General features: G+C 47.1%; 13 protein-coding genes. 4 read left to right on the forward strand and 9 right to left on the reverse strand.

The window, feature by feature from the left end; all coding sequences use genetic code 11:
* From AB4124_RS29230 to AB4124_RS29245, 4 genes are all read right to left on the reverse strand, one after another.
* The coding region (locus AB4124_RS29230; protein ID WP_441975013.1) for a DUF7601 domain-containing protein at positions 1 to 6,114 on the reverse strand (6,114 nt) is incomplete at its 3' end.
* A 679-nt stretch (positions 6,115 to 6,793) separates the two neighbouring features.
* Entirely contained in the window at positions 6,794 to 7,975 is a 1,182-nt protein-coding gene (locus tag AB4124_RS29235) for an MFS transporter (RefSeq protein ID WP_441975014.1), read from the reverse strand.
* A gap of 144 nt (positions 7,976 to 8,119) precedes the next feature.
* A complete protein-coding gene (locus AB4124_RS29240; protein WP_441975015.1) occupies positions 8,120 to 9,172 on the reverse strand; it encodes an LLM class flavin-dependent oxidoreductase in 1,053 nt (350 codons plus the stop codon).
* Positions 9,173 to 9,276: 104 nt separating this feature from the next.
* Entirely contained in the window at positions 9,277 to 9,558 is a 282-nt protein-coding gene (locus AB4124_RS29245) for an ArsR/SmtB family transcription factor (RefSeq protein WP_113057782.1), read from the reverse strand.
* A 291-nt stretch (positions 9,559 to 9,849) separates the two neighbouring features.
* On the opposite strand from AB4124_RS29245, the gene AB4124_RS29250 reads away from it, so the two are divergent.
* A complete protein-coding gene (locus tag AB4124_RS29250; protein ID WP_430184604.1) occupies positions 9,850 to 10,383 on the forward strand; it encodes a sigma-70 family RNA polymerase sigma factor in 534 nt (177 codons plus the stop codon).
* Complete coding sequence (locus tag AB4124_RS29255; protein WP_441975016.1) at positions 10,373 to 11,689, forward strand: hypothetical protein; 1,317 nt, start codon at positions 10,373 to 10,375, stop codon at positions 11,687 to 11,689. The genes AB4124_RS29250 and AB4124_RS29255 overlap by 11 nt, the downstream gene beginning before the upstream one ends.
* Before the next feature lie 239 nt (positions 11,690 to 11,928).
* Here the strand turns inward: AB4124_RS29255 and AB4124_RS29260 are convergent, their stop codons facing one another.
* Positions 11,929 to 12,804: a DUF4261 domain-containing protein gene (locus tag AB4124_RS29260; RefSeq protein WP_441975017.1), complete on the reverse strand. Its 876-nt coding sequence runs from the start codon at positions 12,802 to 12,804 to the stop codon at positions 11,929 to 11,931.
* A gap of 330 nt (positions 12,805 to 13,134) precedes the next feature.
* Here AB4124_RS29260 and AB4124_RS29265 point away from each other — a divergent pair, with 330 nt between their 5' ends.
* Positions 13,135 to 14,244: a PRK06851 family protein gene (locus AB4124_RS29265; protein WP_441975018.1), complete on the forward strand. Its 1,110-nt coding sequence runs from the start codon at positions 13,135 to 13,137 to the stop codon at positions 14,242 to 14,244.
* A gap of 371 nt (positions 14,245 to 14,615) precedes the next feature.
* Here AB4124_RS29265 and AB4124_RS29270 read toward each other — a convergent pair whose 3' ends face one another.
* Positions 14,616 to 15,302: a TetR/AcrR family transcriptional regulator gene (locus AB4124_RS29270; protein WP_430201748.1), complete on the reverse strand. Its 687-nt coding sequence runs from the start codon at positions 15,300 to 15,302 to the stop codon at positions 14,616 to 14,618.
* A gap of 137 nt (positions 15,303 to 15,439) precedes the next feature.
* On the opposite strand from AB4124_RS29270, the gene AB4124_RS29275 reads away from it, so the two are divergent.
* Complete coding sequence (locus tag AB4124_RS29275; protein WP_379411803.1) at positions 15,440 to 16,792, forward strand: MATE family efflux transporter; 1,353 nt, start codon at positions 15,440 to 15,442, stop codon at positions 16,790 to 16,792.
* Positions 16,793 to 17,261: 469 nt separating this feature from the next.
* On the opposite strand, the gene AB4124_RS29280 is transcribed toward AB4124_RS29275, so the two are convergent.
* The 3 genes from AB4124_RS29280 to AB4124_RS29290 all read right to left on the reverse strand — a co-directional run bounded on the left by AB4124_RS29280 (position 17,262) and on the right by AB4124_RS29290 (position 21,099).
* Positions 17,262 to 18,965, reverse strand: a complete 1,704-nt coding sequence (locus AB4124_RS29280; protein ID WP_441975019.1) for a S41 family peptidase — start codon at positions 18,963 to 18,965, stop codon at positions 17,262 to 17,264.
* An 89-nt stretch (positions 18,966 to 19,054) separates the two neighbouring features.
* Positions 19,055 to 20,425 carry an ATP-binding protein gene (locus tag AB4124_RS29285; RefSeq protein ID WP_441975020.1) on the reverse strand — a complete coding sequence of 457 codons (1,371 nt, stop codon included), beginning with the start codon at positions 20,423 to 20,425 and terminating at the stop codon, positions 19,055 to 19,057.
* Complete coding sequence (locus AB4124_RS29290) at positions 20,422 to 21,099, reverse strand: response regulator transcription factor (protein ID WP_379411811.1); 678 nt, start codon at positions 21,097 to 21,099, stop codon at positions 20,422 to 20,424. The genes AB4124_RS29285 and AB4124_RS29290 overlap by 4 nt, the downstream gene beginning before the upstream one ends.
* Positions 21,100 to 21,404 lie beyond the last annotated feature (305 nt).

Below are 21,404 nucleotides of genomic sequence, written 5' to 3' on the forward strand. Positions count from 1 at the left end.
GTTACCGTTGTCGGTTCCATCGTTACCGTTGTCGGTTCCATCGTTACCGTTGTCGGTTCCATCGTTACCGTTGTCGGTTCCATCGTTACCGTTGTCGGTTCCATCGTTACCGTTGTCGGTTCCATCGTTACCGTTGTCGATTCCGCTGTTACCGTTGTCGGTTCCGCTGTTACCGTTGCCGGTTCCGCTGTTACCGTTGTCGGTTCCGCCGTTACCGTTGTCGGTTCCACCGTTACCGTTGCCGGAGTTGCCGCCAGAACGGATCGGTTTCATTGGCACGTCGTATTTTATTATGTCATAATCGACAGAAATCGTATCGCTCCTGTGCGTCTCATATCCGTCCTTCGTTACGATCAGATAGTAATCCGCTTCAGGAAACACCATGTACGCATAGAAGCCATTGGCGTCGCTATCCTGCTCCGGGCTCGCGTTGTCGTGCGGCGGAAAATTCGGAACTCGAGGAAGCGTTACTTTCGTATCCGGAATGCGGCCGTTATCTCTATTCCGCTTCGTATCCGCATAATACAGGGTAACTTTGGCTCCGTCAATTTTCTTGCCAGTGATGGCATCTCCTGTCGTTTCATCATAAACCGTACCGTAAGGGTCGACCAATTCCTCGGAAATATTCAGCTCTCCGTTAGCTTTCACGTCCAGTTGTGTCACTTTGAGGAGCAGTTCCTCGCCGGTCTCAGCTTTATAGCGAACTTCCATTGTGTACTTCTGCTCGCTTAGCCCTTCCACGGAGAAAGTTCCGTTCGAAGCCATCGGGAACGCCTTGGGACGACCGTTCTCCTTAATATAATTGCCGTCCTTGTCCTTCAAATAGATATGCATCTGGCTGGTAAACGAATCGTTGAATAGCGCTTTTGTTCCATTCAGCTGCTTGAACAGAACGATCCCTACCGCCGTAATGTCCGCCGGAACGGTCTCGTCCGTCACGCTGACGTCCACAGTGGCCTTCTGCGTGAATTCGACAGGGAAATCCTTCCCGCCTACCTGATACACCTTCGTATACGTGATCGTATAGTCGGTATCCGCTACGGCAGGGAATGAATATTCACCCTTCTCATTTGTCCAAATCGTCTTCTGTTCGTTGTTCTTCTTGTTCGTCACGATGATTTCCGCGTTCGGAATGACTTCGCCTGTGTTGTTGTCACGCAGCACGCCTTCCAGATACGGGCGGGTATTGACAAAGTGCGCTTCGGCCACTTTTTTCTCCGGAATGGTGCCTGTGCGAACGAGACTTTCAGGATCCGTCACATAGCCGTCTTTCGTATAATCATCCTGGGCCACCTCATACTGGAGATACGTCGGAAGTCCTTGCACAACGAACGTCTGGCCATCTATAAGCTCGAAGGTCTCTCCGCTCTTAATCATGCCCTTGCTGCCGTCCGACTTCTCATAGGAGTAGGATTTGTTATCTCCCTTACCTGTGAAGGTGATTGTGTACTTGAACAGCTTTTTCTTGTCGTCGTCTTTACCTTTAACCGTGTTGCTGATGAGCAGGCCGCCCTTTATGACTCGCACGTTCGTGAACGGGGCATTTTCATCTTTGCCCTCCATGACTCCGGTATAATACCGTTCCTCAGGGTTTGTCACGTATTCGTCGGCTGTGTAGTCCTTCTGGGTAACTTTGTATTTCAGATCCTTAGGCAAACCCACAATTTCCAATGTCTCTCCATGCTTGAGTGTGAAGGATTCGCCAGACTTGATCGTGCCCGGTGTACTTGTCGCGCCATCCGACTTCGTATACGCGTAGCTTCCATCCTTGCCTGCTTCTTCAAAGATGACGGTGTACTCGAACTCCTTCGTCTTGTCGCCGCCGTTGCCCATGACCGTATTGCTGATCGTCAGCTTGTTGACGGTCCGATCATTGGTGAAGTCCGCTTCGCGATCGACGCCCGCCATGACTCCCTCATCAGACAATCCTGCAGGGGTGGTCGCGTAGCCGTCGTTCTTGTAACTGTCCTGGGTGATCGTATACTTCAAATTGTCGGGAAGATCCTTAATTTTAAAGGTCTCACCATGCTTGAGCTCAAAGGAAACGCCGGATGTGATCGTGCCCGTCGTGCCGTCTGAATGCTCATAATCGTAGGCTTGATCCTTTCCCGCACCGTCAAAGGTCACCGTGTACTTGAACGGCTTGTCCAGTTCTGCGCCGTCCCCCGTTACGGTATTGCTGATGGTCAGATCGTTAACGTATCGCTTGTTGACAAAATCTGCCATGTGGTCGCCTTTATTCTCGATTGTGCCGAACAGCTCTCTCGTTTCCGGCATGGTCGTGTAACCGTCTGGAGTATAATCTGTCTGGATTACTGTATAGCCCAGATCTGCAGGCAGAGCCGGAAATACAACAGATTCTCCGTCCTTGAGGAAGATCTTGTCTCCGCTCTTGATCGTGCCAGACGTATTATCCGGCTTCTTATAGGTGTACTCCCCGTCCTTGCCTTCGCCGGTGAAGGTCACGGTATATTCAAAATCCTTGGAAGAATCGCTGCCGTTGCCTTCCACCTTATTGCTGATGGTCAGCTTACCTTGGGCCGGCGTAGGCACGACCAGCGGATTATCAGAGGTTGCTTTTACGCCATCTACCCAGATAGGCTTGCCTGGCGTATTTCCTACATACACCTGATACACATGGGTGATCGGCAGCCAGGTATTCAGATCAATGTAGGTTTCCTTCAGCTCGTAATAGCCCGGATCCGGGAACAGCAGATTAAGTTTCCCTCCGCTATCGGTTGTTCCTTTTGCAACTTCCGTTCCATCGCTCTTCTTATACAGTGTAAACTGTACACCCTGCAGCGGCTTACCTTCAGGATCAACCTTTTTCAATGGTAATAGAGCATTCGAACTTGAACTGCCGGCTACGTCTGAACTGTCCAGCGTGCTTTCGCTACTGGCACTGACAGATTTCAGCTTATCATCGCCCTCCAGCTTTACCTCGTTGCCCATCTTGTCTCCGGCTTTCGCTTTAGATGGATCAACCTCTGTTTGGTACACAAACTGGTAAAACTTATTAGGGTCGTTCATTTTGAATTTTAGAACTGTGGTACCTCCCGCGCCTGGTGCAGCTTCAACCTGAACTTCGGCATTCGGGTCACTTAGGTCCAGTGCTGGGCCCTCTCGTTCCAGAGCACCGCCGGCAGTCAGTTTAGCAGGATAAACTGCCATACTAGGCGATGTCAGCACAAGCTTTCCGTTTTCTTCATAGCGCAGGTTCATGTTAGCACCTATCGTATCCTGCAAAAACACGCCCTGCTCCATGTTGAATGGCGGGGTATAGTTCACTGTCCATTCCAGCACCCCTGGAACTGGCTTCGTTACCGACTTGCCCAGGGTCTGAATAGGTACAATAACTTTGCGCTGTTCGGTGAGGACCTTTTCCACACCGCCCCATGTCATATGTAGGTCGGCTTTGTTATACAGCACCTGCCTGTCTGTACCGTTTGTAGTGTATTCCTCCAAATATTTCTCCAGAGCTGCATTGGAAGGTCTCGCCTTCACCAGAATGACATAAGGACTTTCCAATTTAGAGAAGGTGAACGTTCCTACGTTTCCGCTATGGGAGAAGTTTACTACATGAGCATTAGTGCCTGGTTCAATAATTGTTCTGGCATCATTTCTAATACCATATTCGGTACCACTACCATTGTCCGAATAACCTTTCCAAAGCTCAAAATCTTTGCCTTCAGAAAACGGCACGAATTCCCAGCCTTCAGGTAGTGTATCCACTAGCTTGATGTTGCTGATTATCCGGCTACCGCTGTCTTTAGCCATTTCTTCTGTGTTATATCCAGGCATATTTACCCCTAAACGGAATGTGACCGTCTTGGTTGTCCTGTCATAGCCAGAAATTGTCCACGCTTCATTGCTGTCGTTTCTAATGTAGCTACCAACATTATTTGGGGTTACATTTTCAGGTGTACCATCTGCCTTCAAGGGCTTCGAAGCAAAGAGCATATCCTTGTTCAGCATACGCACATGAAGATTATTTCCACCGTCCGCTGTCTTCACTGTTCCGCCGTCGAACAGCAAGGCCCGGTTAGTTTGCCCCTTGGATACGTTAATATCTTGTCTGAACAGAATATCCGGATTTGTTACGACAGAGCGGAAGCTGAAAGAAGCCGGCTGATCCGTGTATCCTGTTACCTTGATCAAGTCGGCTACGGTCTTGCCGTCAACGGTTAAAGGAATCGCCTTCAAAGTCAGATCTTTATTTGCGCTATTAAGCGTATCCTTTCGATATTGCTTCCATAGCTGGTTGGCCGTCACATTCGCTTTAATCTTGGCAATCGTTGCTGCGTCAACCTCGCCCGTTGCATCCACTGCACGGTCCAGGACGTTCAGATCTCCGCCATGAACGAGTACATCGTAAACTACCGCGTCCGGCAGCGCATACTGTGGATTTAAATTAACGGTCCATGTGACGCCGCCTAGGTTATAATCCTCCATCGAAATTGAGATTGATTTAGTAAAATTATGCGCGCCGATGTTGACAATTGCCTCATCCGTCACTGCGTTAGGTCTTGTACCGGTCATGACATCGTTGTTCTGTATGCCATCTGGCGTATCCAAATTCCAGTTGGCACGTGGGTCGATTCTAAAGTTGGAACCGCTTTGTACTTTGGACTTAATGATTAGTTCCACTTTACCGTCAACATCGCCAAAGGTATAAACGCCGTTCGTATCTGGTTTAATTGATGTTTCTCCAGATGCAACGCCATCCACCCATGTCTGCCATGTAGCTGATTCAAACTCCAGCCCAGCAGGTAATTCATTTGTGATAGTAAAGTTCTTTAACCCTTTTTTGTTATATTGGTTCACAACGACTGTCCATGTGATTGTTTCATTAGGATGGTCATAAGAAGCGCTAGCTTGAATCCAGTCTGGAGCAAAAGAAATCTCCTGACCTGCATCCACTAACTTATCATCACCCTGATTCAATTGCACTTTACCATGCATGTCCCGATAGCTACGACCAAGATTGCCTGGTGGATTCTTATGCTCGTAATAATAGCCTTCCTTTGGAATCCATGTTTTATATTCGACTTGCGGATTTTCACCTGTTCCATTTGGGAAAGTATAGGTCAGCGATCCGTCTGCCCCAATGTCTGGAGTTACATTTTGACCATTTACTTTGAATGAATCCTCCATATAGATACCGCGGACATTTCCAAAGCCTGTATTATAGGATGCAGGGTTCGTATAAAACGTCTTCCCGTCCAGCCCCAGTTTGATTGTATTATCAAACTGATCAAAAGCAGATACGGTTGACTGCCAAGTAATTGCCCCCTCAACAAATTGCTCGCGTTGAATTCCACGATAACTATACTGATCCCACCTAATCATTCCCGGCGAGCTTAAAGTAATGCTATACGCTGCTGTAACATCTGGGTTATTTAGCTGATAAGTTGTCCCAAAGATGTCGATAGGCTTTGTTTTGCCATAGTCTATTCCCGTTACATCGGCATCGGCAGTAGTTTCAAAGCTGAAGTTAATACCACGTCCGACACCGTTGAAAAAGTTGTCATCACCGTTAAATGCAATCTTGATGCTATTCGGCGTGAAATAGGCGGTACCGAGCTGTTTCATACCTGAATCAGTCTGTGCATTCAGGGTTTTAGTAGCTGTCGGCAGCACCACTTCCTTGAAGTAGTCTTCTTTTTTCAGCTCAATCCAGTCACCCTTCTGAATGTATAGGTCTGGATTCGCATTTGTCGGATTAGCGTCATCACCATTCACTGGTACCTTGAGACCTTCCGACTTGAGCGTGAATTGCTGTCTACCCTGAATAATACCGTTTGGATCAATAACAGCATTTCCCTGTGTCACCTTCAGTGGAAAGTTTGAATTAGCATTCATAAACACCGCTGTTTTGTCCGACGGGGCTGCCGCCATCACTATGTAATTGTTCGGCACGTCGTACACCGCCTTGGTTACTGGCGGCGGTTCGTCCACGCTCGGCGAATCGGCTTCGATAACAGCCTCCGCCCCGGAATCGCTTAGAGCGCCATCCGCATATCCAGTTACAGAGAACGCCACCGTCTGCAAGACAAGCATAATTGCCAGACAGAAAGAGAGTATTGCTTTACCTATGCTGCGTTTTCGTTTCAAGACACATTTCTCCTCCATTCCCGAAACTACTGAAATTTTTAGCGACAGTAAGATCATCGACCCGATAACGCTCAACCGAATAGACATCTTCTATTTGCTTGATCCCAGCAGCCCTTTGCATCATCGAAATCTTGTAAATTCCCTCCTTTTCACCTCCTCCATAGATACTGATTGACTTGTTAGTACATGTAGTAGGGCTCTCTACCTGTTATCATAGTTTTGCTGTGATTTATCTCACAAAATCTACTCAGGTGTAGGACACCGATAATAGGATATCTACATATGACCAGCCTGTTTTAGTTCTATTTATAATATTTATAATTGAGAAGATTTACCTGATTAGTGTACGTTATAAGTCTCTACAAAATCTCTACAAAATCTCTACAACGTGAAGAATTGCCTTCTCCTTGTAAATCTCAATAAAAAACAACCACCGACAGACTTCAAAGCAAAGCGTTATATATAGTTCGCAATAATGGCTGCCTAACATCGCAGTAATTTTGAGACACTCCCCGAAAAAATGGCGCCTAACGATTTGAGGATCTGATTTAATAGAATAAAGATATTCTCCTACGTAAGTATTTTCCTTTGTTGCATAGATTGGGGGAAATCGTTATTTGATGTACTTCCGAAGAGAAAGCACCTTTCACCGCTGCCTCCTTCTGCCGATATCATTTGTTCAGCTTACGCTCCGTTTCGTTCGGCCACCTGCAGATCGGCGACGCATGGATAAAGAAATAATAGCCGGGATGAGTCCAATTGCGACGCCGACTCCGCCAAACCAACCAACTGCTGCAAGAGAGATGCTGTCTACAACGATACCCCCAATTACAGCCCCTACGGCCATTCCCAACTGCACGATAGAATTGTTCAAACTCAGGATGATCCCCGAAGCCTGAGGAGCCATGCCGATTAAATAAACTTGTTGAACCGGCCCCGTCGACCAAGCGAAAAAGGACCATAACATAAGCAAAGGCAACACGACCATGGACGAATGGGAGAACGCCGTCAGCAACAATAATATTCCCGAGTGAAAGAGCAAGCCTCCAATCATCGTACGGGGGATACCCCATTTATCTGCACCGTAGCCGCCAACTTGGGAGCCTATGAGACTGGCCAGCCCAAACGCAAACAGCCCGACGTTTACCATCCCTTCGCTCATTCCTGTAATGTCCAGAAGAAACGGCGTTACATAGGTGTACAGCATCGTATAACCCAATATCCAGAAAAAACTGATGGAAAGCGCGACAGTGATTCGTGGGCTTTTTAATAAGGCGAGCTGTTCCCGAATAGGAACGGGAGCCTCTCCTTCCGATTTCGGAATTGTCAGCAAAAGGACCAACATCGCGACCAAGCTCAGGGCTCCGACTCCCGTGAAGATGATTTTCCAATCATGTGAGCCCGCAATGATCCTCCCAAGCGGGACCCCTAGAATAAGTGCGAGGTTAAAGCCCACCAGAACTGTGGCGATAGCGCTACCCTGTTTTCCAGGATGAGATATTTTGGCGGCAACCGTCAGGGCGACGACCATAAATACCCCCGTGCTGATCGCCAAAATAATTCTTGCTCCGAGCAGCATGGCGTAGCCTGTAGTTGTGACCGTGATCAAATTCCCAACGAAAAATAATCCCAAAGCCGACAGCATAAGCTTTCTTCGATCCATTTTTGCCGTGAGTGCAATAAGAATCGGGGTGCCGATGGCATAAGCAAGCGAGTAGACCGTAATCAACTGCCCGGCCGCCGCTACCGACACTCCAATATCACTTGCAAGCATATCCAAAATGCCAGCAATCACAAACTCCGAAGTTCCGACTAAAAAGCTGACAATGGCCAGAATATAAATTTTCCATGAATTCCCCATCTATTTCTCCTCTTTTCATTTCAACAGATCTAAATCTATAGAAATAATATTTAAAAAATAATGCTCAATTCGCCGACTTCATTTCTCGGCTCAATCAAGACTCCTCGTTCCAAGCATTGGTACTCTGCTTTAAGCGTTATAGCCCTACGTCTGACGGGCGAGCTCCTTACGGACAATCGGCGCTACTTTGGTGCCGAGAAGCTCAATCGTCCGCAGCAAGTCGCGATGCGGCAATGAACTGAAATCGTTGTACATCATGAATCGAGTCAAGCCTAGGTTCTTATGCAGCAGCACGATTTTCTCTGCGACATATTCGGGATCTCCGACATAAAGAGCGCCGTGCAGGCTGCGGGCTGAATCGTACGAGTCACGTGTATAGGTAGACCAGCCTCGTTCCCGTCCAATGTGGTTCATTTGGCCAGCCATGACAGGGTAATACCGCTTGGCTGCCTCTTGTGTCGTATCCGAAATAAAGCCATGCGAATGCGAAGCAATTTGCAGCTTATTCGGATCGTGACCGGCTTTCACGGCGGCTTCTTTATAAAGCTCCACCAAGGGTGCAAATCTCTGCGGCGCTCCACCCAGGATAGAGAAGACAATCGGAAGTCCCAGCAAACCGGCCCGAACAGCCGATTCCGGGCTACCCCCCGTACCGATCCAGACAGGCAAAGGCTCCTGCTGTGCACGCGGGTAGACGCCCATGTTGTCAATCGCCGGGCGATGGCCACCGCGCCAGGTCACCTTTTCGGAAGCACGAATCTTCAACAGCAGTTCCAGTTTCTCTTCATACAATTCCTCATAATCTTTCAGGTCATAGCCGAATAGTGGGAACGATTCGATGAACGAACCCCGTCCCGCCATGATCTCTGCTCGCCCGTTTGACAAACCGTCCAGCGTTGCAAAGTCCTCATATACCCGCACCGGATCGTCCGAAGATAGCACCGTCACTGCGCTCGAGAGCCGAATCCGCTTCGTTGTAGCGGCAGCGGCGGCCAGAATGACAGCTGGCGACGAGCTTGTATAGTCGATGCGATGATGCTCGCCGACGGCATAGACGTCGAGGCCGACTTGATCTGCTAATTGCACCTCTTCGATTGCCTGGCGCAGCCTCTCGGCATGCGAGACACCGCCATTTCCGGGATTCGCATGGAGAAAGGTGCTCATTCCAATCTCCATCGTATTCGTTTGACCGCTCATAGTCATTCTCTCCTTTTTAATCTACTCGTTCGCTAAAACTTCATTCAAGTATAAGTTCTATCAATTCTATCGTTCTAGATATATAGAAATGATTTTTAAAAAAATTACGCCAACAAAAAGGGCGCAAATTTTTCCGCTATTTCTCGATTGACGTTATAGTGAATAAACGATCCATTCTTGCGAGAATCAATCAAGCCAGAGTCCGTCAATTGCTTTAAATGATGCGATAGCGTCGAGCCTGCAACCGACTCAAGCCTTTCACCGACGGCGGTAAAGCATAAATTGCTCTCTTTCGCGAGCAGTAGAGCGATTTTCAGCCGGGTTGGTTCCCCCAAAGCTTTATACACTTTAACCGCTTGCCCGATATCTTCTTGATTTTCTCCCATGATAATCACCTCCCCGTATCCCTTCTGCAGTTCTATAACTATCGAAACCAATATTAGCACCGCTTCGTTCAAAAGTAAAGGGGGAGACATTGATTTTGCGCCCGATCAGCGCCGATAGATCGTAACCAGCCCAGGCCGCGATCCTGCTCATGGTAAATAAGTGCATAAAACGGATGATGGTTTGGTGACTTCACCATTATACCTCTAAACAATCTTCTCGAATTAAATATTGGATAATAAAGCCATCCCTTTCTTTGATACGTCTAATTAGATATATGAACTAATAAGTAGGTGAGGAGAATCGAAAATCTCGTACATAAAGCACGATCAGGTGATCACCATGCGTACATCACGCTATTTCAGCAATATGAGCAGCAATTGTATCGAACAGCCTTCGTGTACGTGAACAATCAACAGGACGCTTTGGATGTCATCCAGGAAACGGCCTATCGCTCATTCAAGCTAATTGCGACCCTGAGGGAACCAAAATATTTTAAAACGTGGTTAATCCGAATTTGTATAACTTGTGCAATCGATCTGCTTCGTAAGCGGAAAGAAGTCGTTCATCTAAAGCCCGAACACATCGATTTCGCTGTCAGTAATGAGGATTACGATGTGCCGCTTTCGATTTCATTAAAACAATTAATTGAACAGTTGGATGAGGATGAACGAAGCGTAGTCCTGCTGAGATTCTATCATGATTTCACGATCAAGGAGATTGCCAAAGTCCTGCAAATCCCTCTCGGTACCAGCAAAACGATACTATACCGCGCCTTGCATAAGCTAAGGAAGGTAGTTAAGGAGGAGTCTGTATATGAGCAATAATATAAAACAAGCCATTGAGGAAATCCCTATTCCTGCAATGCTTCATGAACGAAGTTTAATGGGCATTCATCAAGCGAAAGAAGAATGGGATGCGGCATTAGCTGCTCCAAAAAAGAGGAAGCGGGTTATGAATCGAGTTGTTGCTGCTTTCTTGATCGGCGTACTCTCCATTAGCGCAGCAGTTACATTCAATCCGCATCTTTCAGCGGCAATTCAAAGGGCTCTTCAATTCATTCCAGGAATCGGTGTGGTTCAAGAGAGTAGCACAGATTCTTATATGCTGACAGAACCAGTTGATATTAAACTTAGCAATCATGACGTTACCATAACTTCTATGTTGGTTCAAAAGGATATGACGACAATTGAATTGAACGCATATACAGAGAGTTCTTTTAAGATTAATATCATAAGCGAGTCTGGTGAGGTGTACGAAAGCTCATCTGTTTCAACATATGGTAGCGGTGGCTTTTCAAAAATCACACATAAGTTCTATGGTCATGTTGATATTAAAGATTATGCACAGTTGTCTTTTGATGATTACAAGAAGGAGTTATTTACCATTCCACTTAGCAAGGTGGATAGCATTGACAGCCTAAACGCTATCGGTGATTCCATGGAAATCCATGATCTCGAGATTACGGCTATTCCAACTCCTGCAGGTCATAAGGGCAGAATATTTTTAAGTACGGAACACTCAAATGCATTCAGATATTTTAATCATTTTCCCGAGAAAGGCGATCTTATACTGAATGATAATATCAGCATTGCAGATGAATTTAGTAATGACTATCCAATTGATAACAAGGGTATACAGACGCCTTTTAAAGACATTTATTTCAACTTGGGAAGCTCAGATGTTAGGAAATACACGTTAACCATCCCGCAATTGATGAGTGTCGGTCATGAGGAAGCCAATTTCTCGATCAACGTTCCGGACAGACAAGAAGGACAATTAAACCAATCCTTCGACATAGCTGGTTACTCAGTAGAACTGACTAAATTCAAAAAATTCAAGTCGCCAGATAACAGAGACCTGATAGAGATATATGTAGAGATGCCAAACACGCAACAGTTGAATCGTTCTTTAAAGGATTTCGATGTTTCCATAGATACTACACTTGGATCGTACAAGGCACGTGATGCAACAACTGGCGTGTTGAAATCTTTCTCGGTTAGTTATGATCCTAACGACTCGGGAAAACTGGATGTTACTGTATCCAAACCGATTATTGATATGAAGGGGCCATGGAAATTTGAAATAGCAGCAGATAAATTTAAGAGCAAACAGGTCGTCGAACACGAATAAGAGCAGAGATCTCTGGTCTAAATGATCATGGCGACTGTATGTACTAAAATGGAAGTTTGAATTCCCGTCGTTAAGAAGCCTAGTATTTAGAAAAGAGAGCAACACGAGTGACTGCCACTACGTGTTGCTCTCTCTGTTTTGTTTGTACGAAAAGCTTCCTTACATGACGATTCAGTCGGCCGATCGGGACACCTCACGGGACTCTTGGCGCGAGGTGCTCGATCATACGTCGGCCGGACTTATTCCCGTTCTCCTGCCGCATATTCGCCCGGACTGACGTCCATCACTTCTCTGGAAGGCTGGATCAGCGACATTTCGAACCTGCAGGGCCAATACACGTCCGGCGCCATCTCCCCATTCAGCAAGCCGGCGATCGTTTCGCCGTCGCTCACCGGCACATCCGCTTCAAACAAGTAGGCTGCGACATTGAATGCATGCCGTGACACGTCATTCGGATCCAATGTATGAAAGTGGTACTGGACATCCGGAAGGCCGAGCGCAAAGAGACCGAGTGAATCGATCAAGCTGTCTTCGGTCCCATGAATGGTAAAATAGCGGATATTCATGCCGAACTGCAAGAACCGCGCAGCTCCTTCGTACGGATTATCCGCAATTTCGGCCGTATGCAGCAATTTCCCACTTGATGGAATCCAGATCGCTTTGCAGGTGGGGAATAGACTTACGGCAGCCTCCAGCCAATCCGCCAATAAGGCGCTGCGCGATTTATAGTCCAGCCCCGCCGCCATGAAGTCGCTGATCAGCAGCTTATAGCGGCATTTTTCCAGAACGTCCTCGGCATCCGGCATCGTCCAAAACTGGGTGCGCTCCAAGTCGGTAATCGTCTCCGGTTGAAAAGGAGTAACGTCTGCCATCATCACCTGAGCTGGCAAGTTCCCCTCCTGGTAGGCTACTTTATAGGCCTCTACGGCAAACGACGACAATGCGCCATCTGCCGACACGGTATCCGTTTTCCCGCATCGGGTTTCTAACGCATTCCGGACGGCTTCCACATTCGGCCGTTCCACTTTCTCCTCAAACAGCAGATACATTTGAAATAACCGCTGAAACTCACTTTTTTCATTCAAATCTTGCTGAAGCACGTGTTCGCTCTCCATTTCTCCTCTACCTCTCCGTTCGTATGTCGTTCCCCTATACTATAGAGATTGCCGCATGATTCACGCAAGTCCGAAATTGATTCCAAAGTCGGATCTATGGGGGTTACAGCCTTTCCCAAATCCGAAATTCCATTTCCGCTTTACGCCTATCAAAGCATTCGGGTGAAACTGGACCTTCTGTAGCCCCGTCAACAAATAGCGAAAAACATGGGAGAGAGGACGAACACCATTTATTACAATGCGGAATATACAAATGAATAGGCACTTATCCCAATCATGCTTATTCTGTAAACTTTGCGAATCGGAATAGGCACAAAGGAGTGTTTCAGGTTGGTAGTAAAATCATCTCACTATTTTGCCCACGGCAACACTGCGCACGGAGCTCATTTCTTGTATACATCCGCATTTGAAGGGCTGAACAAGATATTTGTCCTTACGGGACCCCAAGGTACGGGGAAATCGACGGTCATTCAAAGCTTGGCGGATAGCCTGCTGGATAAAGGCTTGCATGTGCAATGCTTCCACTCCCCTCTTCGTCCCGACGAACTGGATGGCATCATTTTAACGGAATTGAAGGTTGGTATTGTCGACGGGCGAGTCTGTAAGGGGATTTCGGATAGCGGGGCCGGTGAAATTGTCTTTATCCACTTCGAGGAAGCGTTTGATAACAGCCTTGTTTTACCGGAACACTTCATAACGATAGAAGATCTTAGAGGCAAGCTTGAGAGCGCCTATTCAAAAGCGTATGAAACGTTCGCAACTGCATTGCGGATTCATGACGAGTGGGAAAAATATTATATCGAAAATATGGATTTCTCGAAGGCTGACCAAATTGCGCAGGATTTGATTCAAGAATTATACGCCGGTCATGAAAGCGATACGCCAACCGCTTCGCGCCACTTATTTTTCGGAGCTGCGACTCCGAGGGGGGCATTCGATTTTATTCAAAGCTTGACCGCTCAGCTGGAAAAACGGATTTTCATCAAAGGAAGGGCGGGATCCGGCAAATCGACGCTGCTGAAAAAGCTTGCCTCCGCTGCCGAACAGAAAGGAATCGAAGTCCAAGTGTTTCATTGCGGCTTTGATCCGAACAGTTTGGATATGTTGATATTCCCGAAGCTTCGAACAGCTATCTTTGACAGCACCCCTCCGCATGAATACTTTCCGGATCGGGACGGGGATGAGATCCTAGATATGTATACACGGACTGTAGCTCCTGGAACAGATGAAGCTCATGCTGCCGAAATAGCCGGTATTAAAGCACGCTATTCGGCAAAAATGAAAGAGGCCACCTCCCATCTGGCGGAAGCCGAAGCCATCGATTCTCAAATTAAGGCCTACTATGTTGCAGCCACAGATTATTCGATCGTAGAGAAACTCCATCTGCAATTACAGTCCGAATTGAATGAACTGATCAACTCAATTCAGCTTTCAAAATAAACATACAACCCAAAAGCGTTCTATTTCTGGCGGGGCTCAGCAGTCGAATGCAAGCTGAGCCCCGTTTGAAATTGAATCTGCTTCCACTTCTCCTATGGCCTTCTCCAAAACGACTGTGCGTATGGGACTGCAACGAAGGGCTCTCCCTTTATCATGAATACATCTCTATTATATGCGTGTACATTCGCCATTTTCTCGTAGATGCGAGACACACTATAACGTTTGTCGTATATGGTTACCGATTTGCATCCAAATTTCGACCTACTTATGGTACGGTTCCCCGTATCATCTATAGGGCGAATTTTGGTGCGACTAAACGGTAAGCCTTTCGAAACCGCCCATCCGATCACCGGATGGGCGGTTCTTACTTCCTACTTCTCCTGCTCCTTTATCACCTGCTCAATCCCGAGCAGAATCAGCTTCAAGCCGAACTCGAACGCCTTGTCGGTCCCCATCAGTTCGAACAGCCCGTTCGTGAACATTCTCCGGAACAGTCCCGCATCCGTCTCGCTCATGGAATCCAGAAGGCGAGTCATTTCCTCACCCGGAAGCGCTCCCGCTCCATGGTCCTTAAGAATCGCGGAGACATTGCGCTGGTGCTCATAATCGTCCAGAACGAAGTTGTAGACATAATTCATAATCGTAAGAACCGCTTGTATTTTTTGCTCTTGCTCAAGAGGCGTCGATTCCACGCAGAGCAGCATACGGTTGGTGAACCGGATGATGTCCGGTTCGTGGGGCAGCGTCGACATCATGAGCTGCGTGGAGCAAGGATACCGGCTGAGCACGCTTCGGACCGTTACCGCAAGTCCCTTCAGCTGCTCCTTCCAGTCCCCCTCGGAGTGGTACTCCTCCAGAATGATTTTCGATACCTGGTTGGCCAGACGCTGGTAGAGATTCTGCTTGCTCTTAAAGTACCAGTATATAGAGGGAGCCTGAATCCCTAGCCTAACGGCCAATCGTCTCATGCTGAATTTCTCGATCCCCTCCTCACCAAGTAACTCCCACGAGGCTTCCAAAATCCTATCCTCCGAAATCTGAGGTTGCTGTTTTTTCATCGTTATCCGCCCTTTTATCTAACAGTGTAAGTTTATGCTTTACAGGTTCATAGGTTCATGATATCATCTAACACTGTAAGGTTCAAACTAACACTGTAAGATTGGACTCAAAATAAATAAAGAAAGTAGTGACCCGCATGGATGCAGAAAACCTCTATTACTTTGAAAAAGCCCCGGTCGGAAAAGCCGTAGCTCACTTCGCTGTACCTATGATGCTAGGCACGTCATTGAGTGTCATCTATTCCATCTTGAATGCCTATTTCCTTGGTACACTTCACAATACCGCCATGTTAACCGCACTCGCGCTAACCTTGCCGCTATTCGCAATTATCATGGCGCTAGGCAACTTGATTGGCATCGGTAGCGGTACATTCATCTCTCGATTGCTGGGAGAGAAAAAATATGATGACGTAAAGCAAGTATCGTCATTCGCTTTTTACAGCAGTTTGGTTCTCGGTCTGATTGTGATGGCCGTCGGTCTCCCGTTGATCGATCCCATCGTTTATGGCCTCGGGGCAACGCCTGACTCCTTCGGATTCACGAAGGACTATGTCACGATTATGCTTATCGGTTCACCAATCGTCGTATTATTCTTCACGTTGGAGAATATCGTGCGCTCGGAGGGTGCAGCCATCACATCGATGATCGGTATGATTCTCAGTGTGGTTGTCAATATTATTCTCGATGCGTTCGTCATCTTCGTGTTCCATTGGGATGTGATCGGCGTTGCGTCTGCTACGGTCATTTCCAACTTGGTTGCGAGTGCATTCTACGCCCTCCATATTAGATACAAGAGCCAATTCTTAACCGTCTCCGTAAAATGGTTCAAAGCTTCCAAGGAGATTCTGAGCAATGTATTCAAAATCGGAGTTCCCGTCTTTATTATGAGTATCTTTTTGGGTGCAATGTCGCTTATCTTAAATCGTTTTCTTGTTGAATATGGAGAGCCGGCCGTAGCGGCTTACGGAATTTCATCACGTTTATTGCAATTTCCTGAGTTTATTCTGATGGGCTTGTGCGAGGGAGTCGTGCCGCTCATTGCCTTTTCCTTTACAGCGAATAAATTACGGATGAAGCAAACTATTGGATTTACGATCAAAGCGATTGTGGCGTTAGCCGTCGTGTTCGGTGTCATCGTCTATCTGATTTCCGATCACTTAATCGGTTTATTTACGAATGACCCGCAATTAATAGAAATGGGCAGCTACATTTTGCATGTGACGTTCTTATCCTTGTTCATTACAGGAATGACCACGTTGTTTACGGGGATCTTCCAAGCAACAGCGCAAGGAACGGCCGCGTTTATTATGTCCGTTATTCAAGGAGTTACTCTGATTCCTGTGCTCTATATCGCCAATCGGATGAACGGCTTCCACGGGGTGGTCTGGTCGCTCGTCATTGCGGATGCCGTCGCATTCCTTGTCGGTGCCATCATGCTGTATGTTTTGCGGAACAAATTGCAGCCGGATTTTGATAGTTTAGTACAGTAGAAACCTAAAACACGTAAGAAGGCAGGATAAGGGAACCCCCTGCCTTTTTTATATACGGTGAAGCCAAAAATTTCACCGAATACAAGAAATATCTGATCATTTGATTTATTTTTATTTACATTGATGCGGTTTGGAAACTATCACGAACAATTCATTCATTCACGGCAAGTAACTGCGCATCGAATTGTTGAATCACTTCATTCTTTTTTGATTTTATTAAAAGAAGAGAAGTATTCAAGCCCAAAACAATTTTACTGAATTTGAAAATGATTTGAATAAAATAGTCACTGAAACCTATGTTGATTGGAAGCAATATAGCTTAAATGGTGATTTACAGGAATATCGAGTGAAAGATGGTTTTTTTTATCCCAGCCCTCAAATGGGATACAGTGATACAATAATAAAAATAGAGACAAAAGGTTTGAAGCGGTATCTCTAACGGGCAAGGCCAACCAAACCGGTCGTCTATTTATTTCTTCATCGCTTCGATTGCATACTCCAACTCGACGTCTTGCCCGTCCATCATGCTTGCTTTGAACGTTTCTTCATTTAGGGGGATTTTGATATCGGGAACCGCGCCCCCCACTCCGGTTTGGTCGGCGTCTCCCTGGACCTTCTTGTTCTGATTGAGCGACCTTCCATCGGGGAACTGGATGACGTAGCCTTCCGGCATCTTGATCTCGATCGGGCTGCTCATAAGTCCGAACGAACCGGCCGTTGAGGTGAACCCTACGATTTTGACATTGGGTACGCCTTTTAGAACAAGAGGCATCCCTTCTCCCGAGCTTCCGGTCCTGCTGTTGATCAAGATGGCCACCTTCCCGTCGAAATAGGGCTTTACGGGCTTGACCTTGACGACTTCATTCCGATTCAGTTCAAATTTCCCCGTGTATCTGTTGTAATAACTGACATATTCGTAGTGTTTCATCTCCTTGACGAAGAAACCGGCCAGATTGGCGGCAAGCTGATCGTCCCCGCCGGGATTGTTCCGCAGATCGATGATCAAGCCTTTTGCGTGCCTGTCCTGGAACATTTTCAATAGGTCCGCCAGGCTTTTTTCCGGTGAGGTGGCGTTTGAGTCGGGGAGAAAATGCTTGATTTTCACATATCCATAGCCGTTGCCAAGAATTCTCCCTTCGATGGGGGAAGCATCCAGATCGGCTTGGGTGAGTTGGATTCTCGTCTTCTTCAACGTCTCGAATTGATCGTCATAAGCCGTCAGCTTCGTACGGATATGCTCGGACTCCCCCCAATTGCGAAATTCGACCTGTACTTCCTTGCCGATCGGCGCGCGCACCATAAATCGCCCCTGATTGAACCTCTTCACCTCATCCGTAGCCATGTTGTTCTCGTTCCAAGTCGTCTGGTCGAACGCTTCCTTCCCCGTTTTTCCGTCCCACGCGACGATTTCCGCACCTAGCTTTATTCCGCTCTTGGCCGCGGGGCTGTTCTCCAAAACCAGACTTACGACAACTTTGCCGTTATCCAATTGAACGGTGCTTAGTCCAAAGCCGCCGCCAACTTCCTTTTTAAATACCGTATTCCCATCGTACACATTATCGTTAATAATTTTGATATGTCCGTCCCGCAGCGAAAACAGATATTCTCTTAACGTTTTATAGTACAAATCGAAGTTTTCGTCTTTCTCGGCCTGTTTGAATATAGGCTCATACTTGCTTTGGCGCTCATTCCATTCGATCTTCTTCCATTCCCCGAACGGATATTCCCGCGATAATCTTTCATTCATGGCCACGAACGCCTTGGAGTAGCTCATGCCGCTAAAATCGCTAACCGGGTTGTACCGTAATACTCCCGCGTTTGCTAACGCAAACACAATGGGGACAACTCCGCATACGCAGATTACGCTCCTAACGATCCTGAATGCTTTCTTCTTTGGAGCCGTCCAGACTTTGGGCTTTAACAGTCTCCTTATTGTGCATAAAAACACGATTAGCGTCAGCGACTCGATGATCAGAGCCAAAAGGGTCATATCCCCGGACAGGATACTTGCAATGGCTGCGAGCACACCCACACTGGGTAAAAAATCAAACCATCTGGAATATTTCTTGATAGGTACCGCGTAAACCGTCAATACGAATAAACTGATGATGCACATAACCAACTCATAAACCGTCAGCCATTTTACCGAATCGATCGTGCCAATAACGCTCATTTTCCGTCTCCTCCAATTCCTTTTCTCCTGTAGTCGTTGCGATACATTCGGAAGAGTATGGGAGAAATATGAACGGAGCGTGAACTGGTTTACGCTTTGACAGGCGGAATGGCGGGTAGATGAACGACGACTTTCGTGCCTTGTCCGACTTTGCTTTCCATATTAATATCACCCCGGTGAAGAACGACAATTTTTTTGACGATAGCCAGTCCAAGGCCGTTGCCACCACCACTGCGATTCCGGGACCTGTCCGTCATGTAAAAACGCTCAAAAACGCGGTCCAGTTGTTCAGGTGCAATACCGATCCCGGAATCGGATAAAGTCACGGTATATCCGTCCATGCGAGTCCTTAATTGAAAATGGATAAGTCCGCCTTCCGGCGTAAACTTGATGCTGTTGCCGAGCAGATTCGTCCATATTTGATTGAGCTGATCCTTATCGGCCGTTATTGCAGCAGCCTGAGGCAAATCCAGATCAATATCCATGTTTTTCTCTGACCATAGAGGTTCGCAGTTCACGACAACCTGCCTGATTTGTTCGTCAAGATGAAACGTGGCGTACTCCAAAGGATGGTGATTGGAATCGAGGGACGCGAGCTTGAGTAAATTATCGCTGAGCCTGGATAATCGGCCACTTTCGGCCAAGATGATATCAAGATACTGAATGCGCTCGTCTTCGGCAATTGCTTTTATGTCCTTCAGCGCTTTCGCAAAACCGGAAATGGACGTTAAAGGGGACTGAATCTCGTGCGACACATTCGAGACAAAGTCCTGACGCATCTGCTCCAATTGTTTAAGCCCAACCGCCATCTCGTTAAAGCTCTGAGCCAAAGTTCCCAGCTCGTCCTTGCGCTTCACTCCCAATTCCACGTCGAAATCGCCCTTCGCAAGTCGTCTAGTCGCGGCAGTAAACGTCTTTATCGGTTTTACAACATAGATGGCGGCTATGAGAATGCAGGCGCTTCCCGTAATCAGAACAAATAAAAGGATGGTAAACATCAAGTGAATGAGGGTCGATTCGTTCCTGGATGAGGGCCGCAAAAATAAAGCTTGGCGCTCACCGCCGATTTGGAAAGGCAGCCCGATGAACGTCTCCTTATCCTTGGAGGAAGACCGGTATATCTCGCCTTCCCTTACTTTCCGAATGGATTCCTGCGAAATCGGAAGATCTTTCGAGTCGGAGCTGTACTTGAAGGATCTCATGGCTCCAGAGTCGGCGTATAGTTGAACGGAGTAGGAGGTCAGCTTCACCATGCTATCCATAAACCGATCCAAATTTGCCGGCCCCGTCTGTTCGTAGACGCGAATGATTTCCTCGCCCGCGGCTATCAAATCGTTCTGCCCGATTCGGTCTATTTTTTTCTCGAATAGGGCGAGCCCCGCCAGAACGGAGACAATCAGGCCTATTCCCATGGCAGCCAAAAACGTTAGCACGACGCGGATGTATAAAGACCTTGTCATTTCTTCACCTCTAGCCGGTATCCGAGACTGCGGACCGTCTCGATTCTGAAATGCTCGGAATCCTCGGTGAAGCGCTCCCTAATTCTCTTAATATGGACATCGACGGTTCGGTCGTCGCCTTCGTAATCCATCCCCCATATTTGCATGATTAGCTGTTCTCTGGTTAATATCTGTCCAGGGTGACAGGCCAGTTTGAACAGAAGCTCAAACTCTTTTAACGGCAATATGAGCTCTTCGCCTTGTCGAATCACTTTGAAGGCCCGCCGGTCCAACACGATTCCACCTAATTGAACGATCTGGGAGGAAACGATTCGATAACGCTTTAGCAGCGCTTTTACTCTCATCACAAGCTCCAAGGGATCGAAAGGCTTGGTCACATAATCATCCGTGCCGAGCTGGAAGCCTTTCACCTTTTGCCCCGATTCTCCTTTGGCTGTTACCATAAGCAGCGGAATTTCCGGATATAGACGACGGATCTCCCTGCACAACTCCCATCCGTCCATATGCGGCATCATAATATCGAGAATAACGATATCGACAGTCGAATTCTCCATGATGGATAGCGCCTCGACACCGTCTGCTGCCTCGACAGTATCGAACCCTTCGTTCCGCAAATACAAGGCTATGAGCTTGCGAATATGGGCATCGTCGTCTGCGACAAGAATTCTGGTCATTTTCCTATGGGCCTCCTTTGAAATTCACCTAAATTCACGTGAGATGACGGGCTTTTGATGGAATTATAGCTCTTCCGCATTAAAGGGTAAATCGCCCAAACTGTCATTGCCTACGGAGGAAGGATTAAAAGGTGTAATACAGCTTATCAATGACGTTGATAATTTGATACATATTTACTCCGATAATAAAGCAACGTTTACTCTGCTTTAGAATTATGTCCCTTATATCCTTTATTTCGAGTTTGGTGAAATTAACGATTTGGTGGATTACTTGAAAGGCCTTTTCTGCTCATTAATACTCTTGC

Source organism: Paenibacillus sp. 2KB_20 (assembly GCF_052115765.1).
Classification (GTDB): domain Bacteria; phylum Bacillota; class Bacilli; order Paenibacillales; family Paenibacillaceae; genus Paenibacillus_AQ.

What these genes read in the sequence shown, in the direction of transcription:
- AB4124_RS29235 (WP_441975014.1), bottom strand. Translation starts at nt 7,975, where the DNA reads ATGGGGAATTCATGGAAAATTTATATTCTGGCCATTGTCAGCTTTTTA.
- AB4124_RS29240 (WP_441975015.1), bottom strand. Translation starts at nt 9,172, where the DNA reads ATGAGCGGTCAAACGAATACGATGGAGATTGGAATGAGCACCTTTCTC.
- AB4124_RS29245 (WP_113057782.1), bottom strand. Translation starts at nt 9,558, where the DNA reads ATGGGAGAAAATCAAGAAGATATCGGGCAAGCGGTTAAAGTGTATAAA.
- AB4124_RS29255 (WP_441975016.1), top strand. Translation starts at nt 10,373, where the DNA reads ATGAGCAATAATATAAAACAAGCCATTGAGGAAATCCCTATTCCTGCA.
- AB4124_RS29260 (WP_441975017.1), bottom strand. Translation starts at nt 12,804, where the DNA reads ATGGAGAGCGAACACGTGCTTCAGCAAGATTTGAATGAAAAAAGTGAG.
- AB4124_RS29270 (WP_430201748.1), bottom strand. Translation starts at nt 15,302, where the DNA reads ATGAAAAAACAGCAACCTCAGATTTCGGAGGATAGGATTTTGGAAGCC.
- AB4124_RS29275 (WP_379411803.1), top strand. Translation starts at nt 15,440, where the DNA reads ATGGATGCAGAAAACCTCTATTACTTTGAAAAAGCCCCGGTCGGAAAA.
- AB4124_RS29280 (WP_441975019.1), bottom strand. Translation starts at nt 18,965, where the DNA reads ATGAGCGTTATTGGCACGATCGATTCGGTAAAATGGCTGACGGTTTAT.
- AB4124_RS29285 (WP_441975020.1), bottom strand. Translation starts at nt 20,425, where the DNA reads ATGACAAGGTCTTTATACATCCGCGTCGTGCTAACGTTTTTGGCTGCC.
- AB4124_RS29290 (WP_379411811.1), bottom strand. Translation starts at nt 21,099, where the DNA reads ATGACCAGAATTCTTGTCGCAGACGACGATGCCCATATTCGCAAGCTC.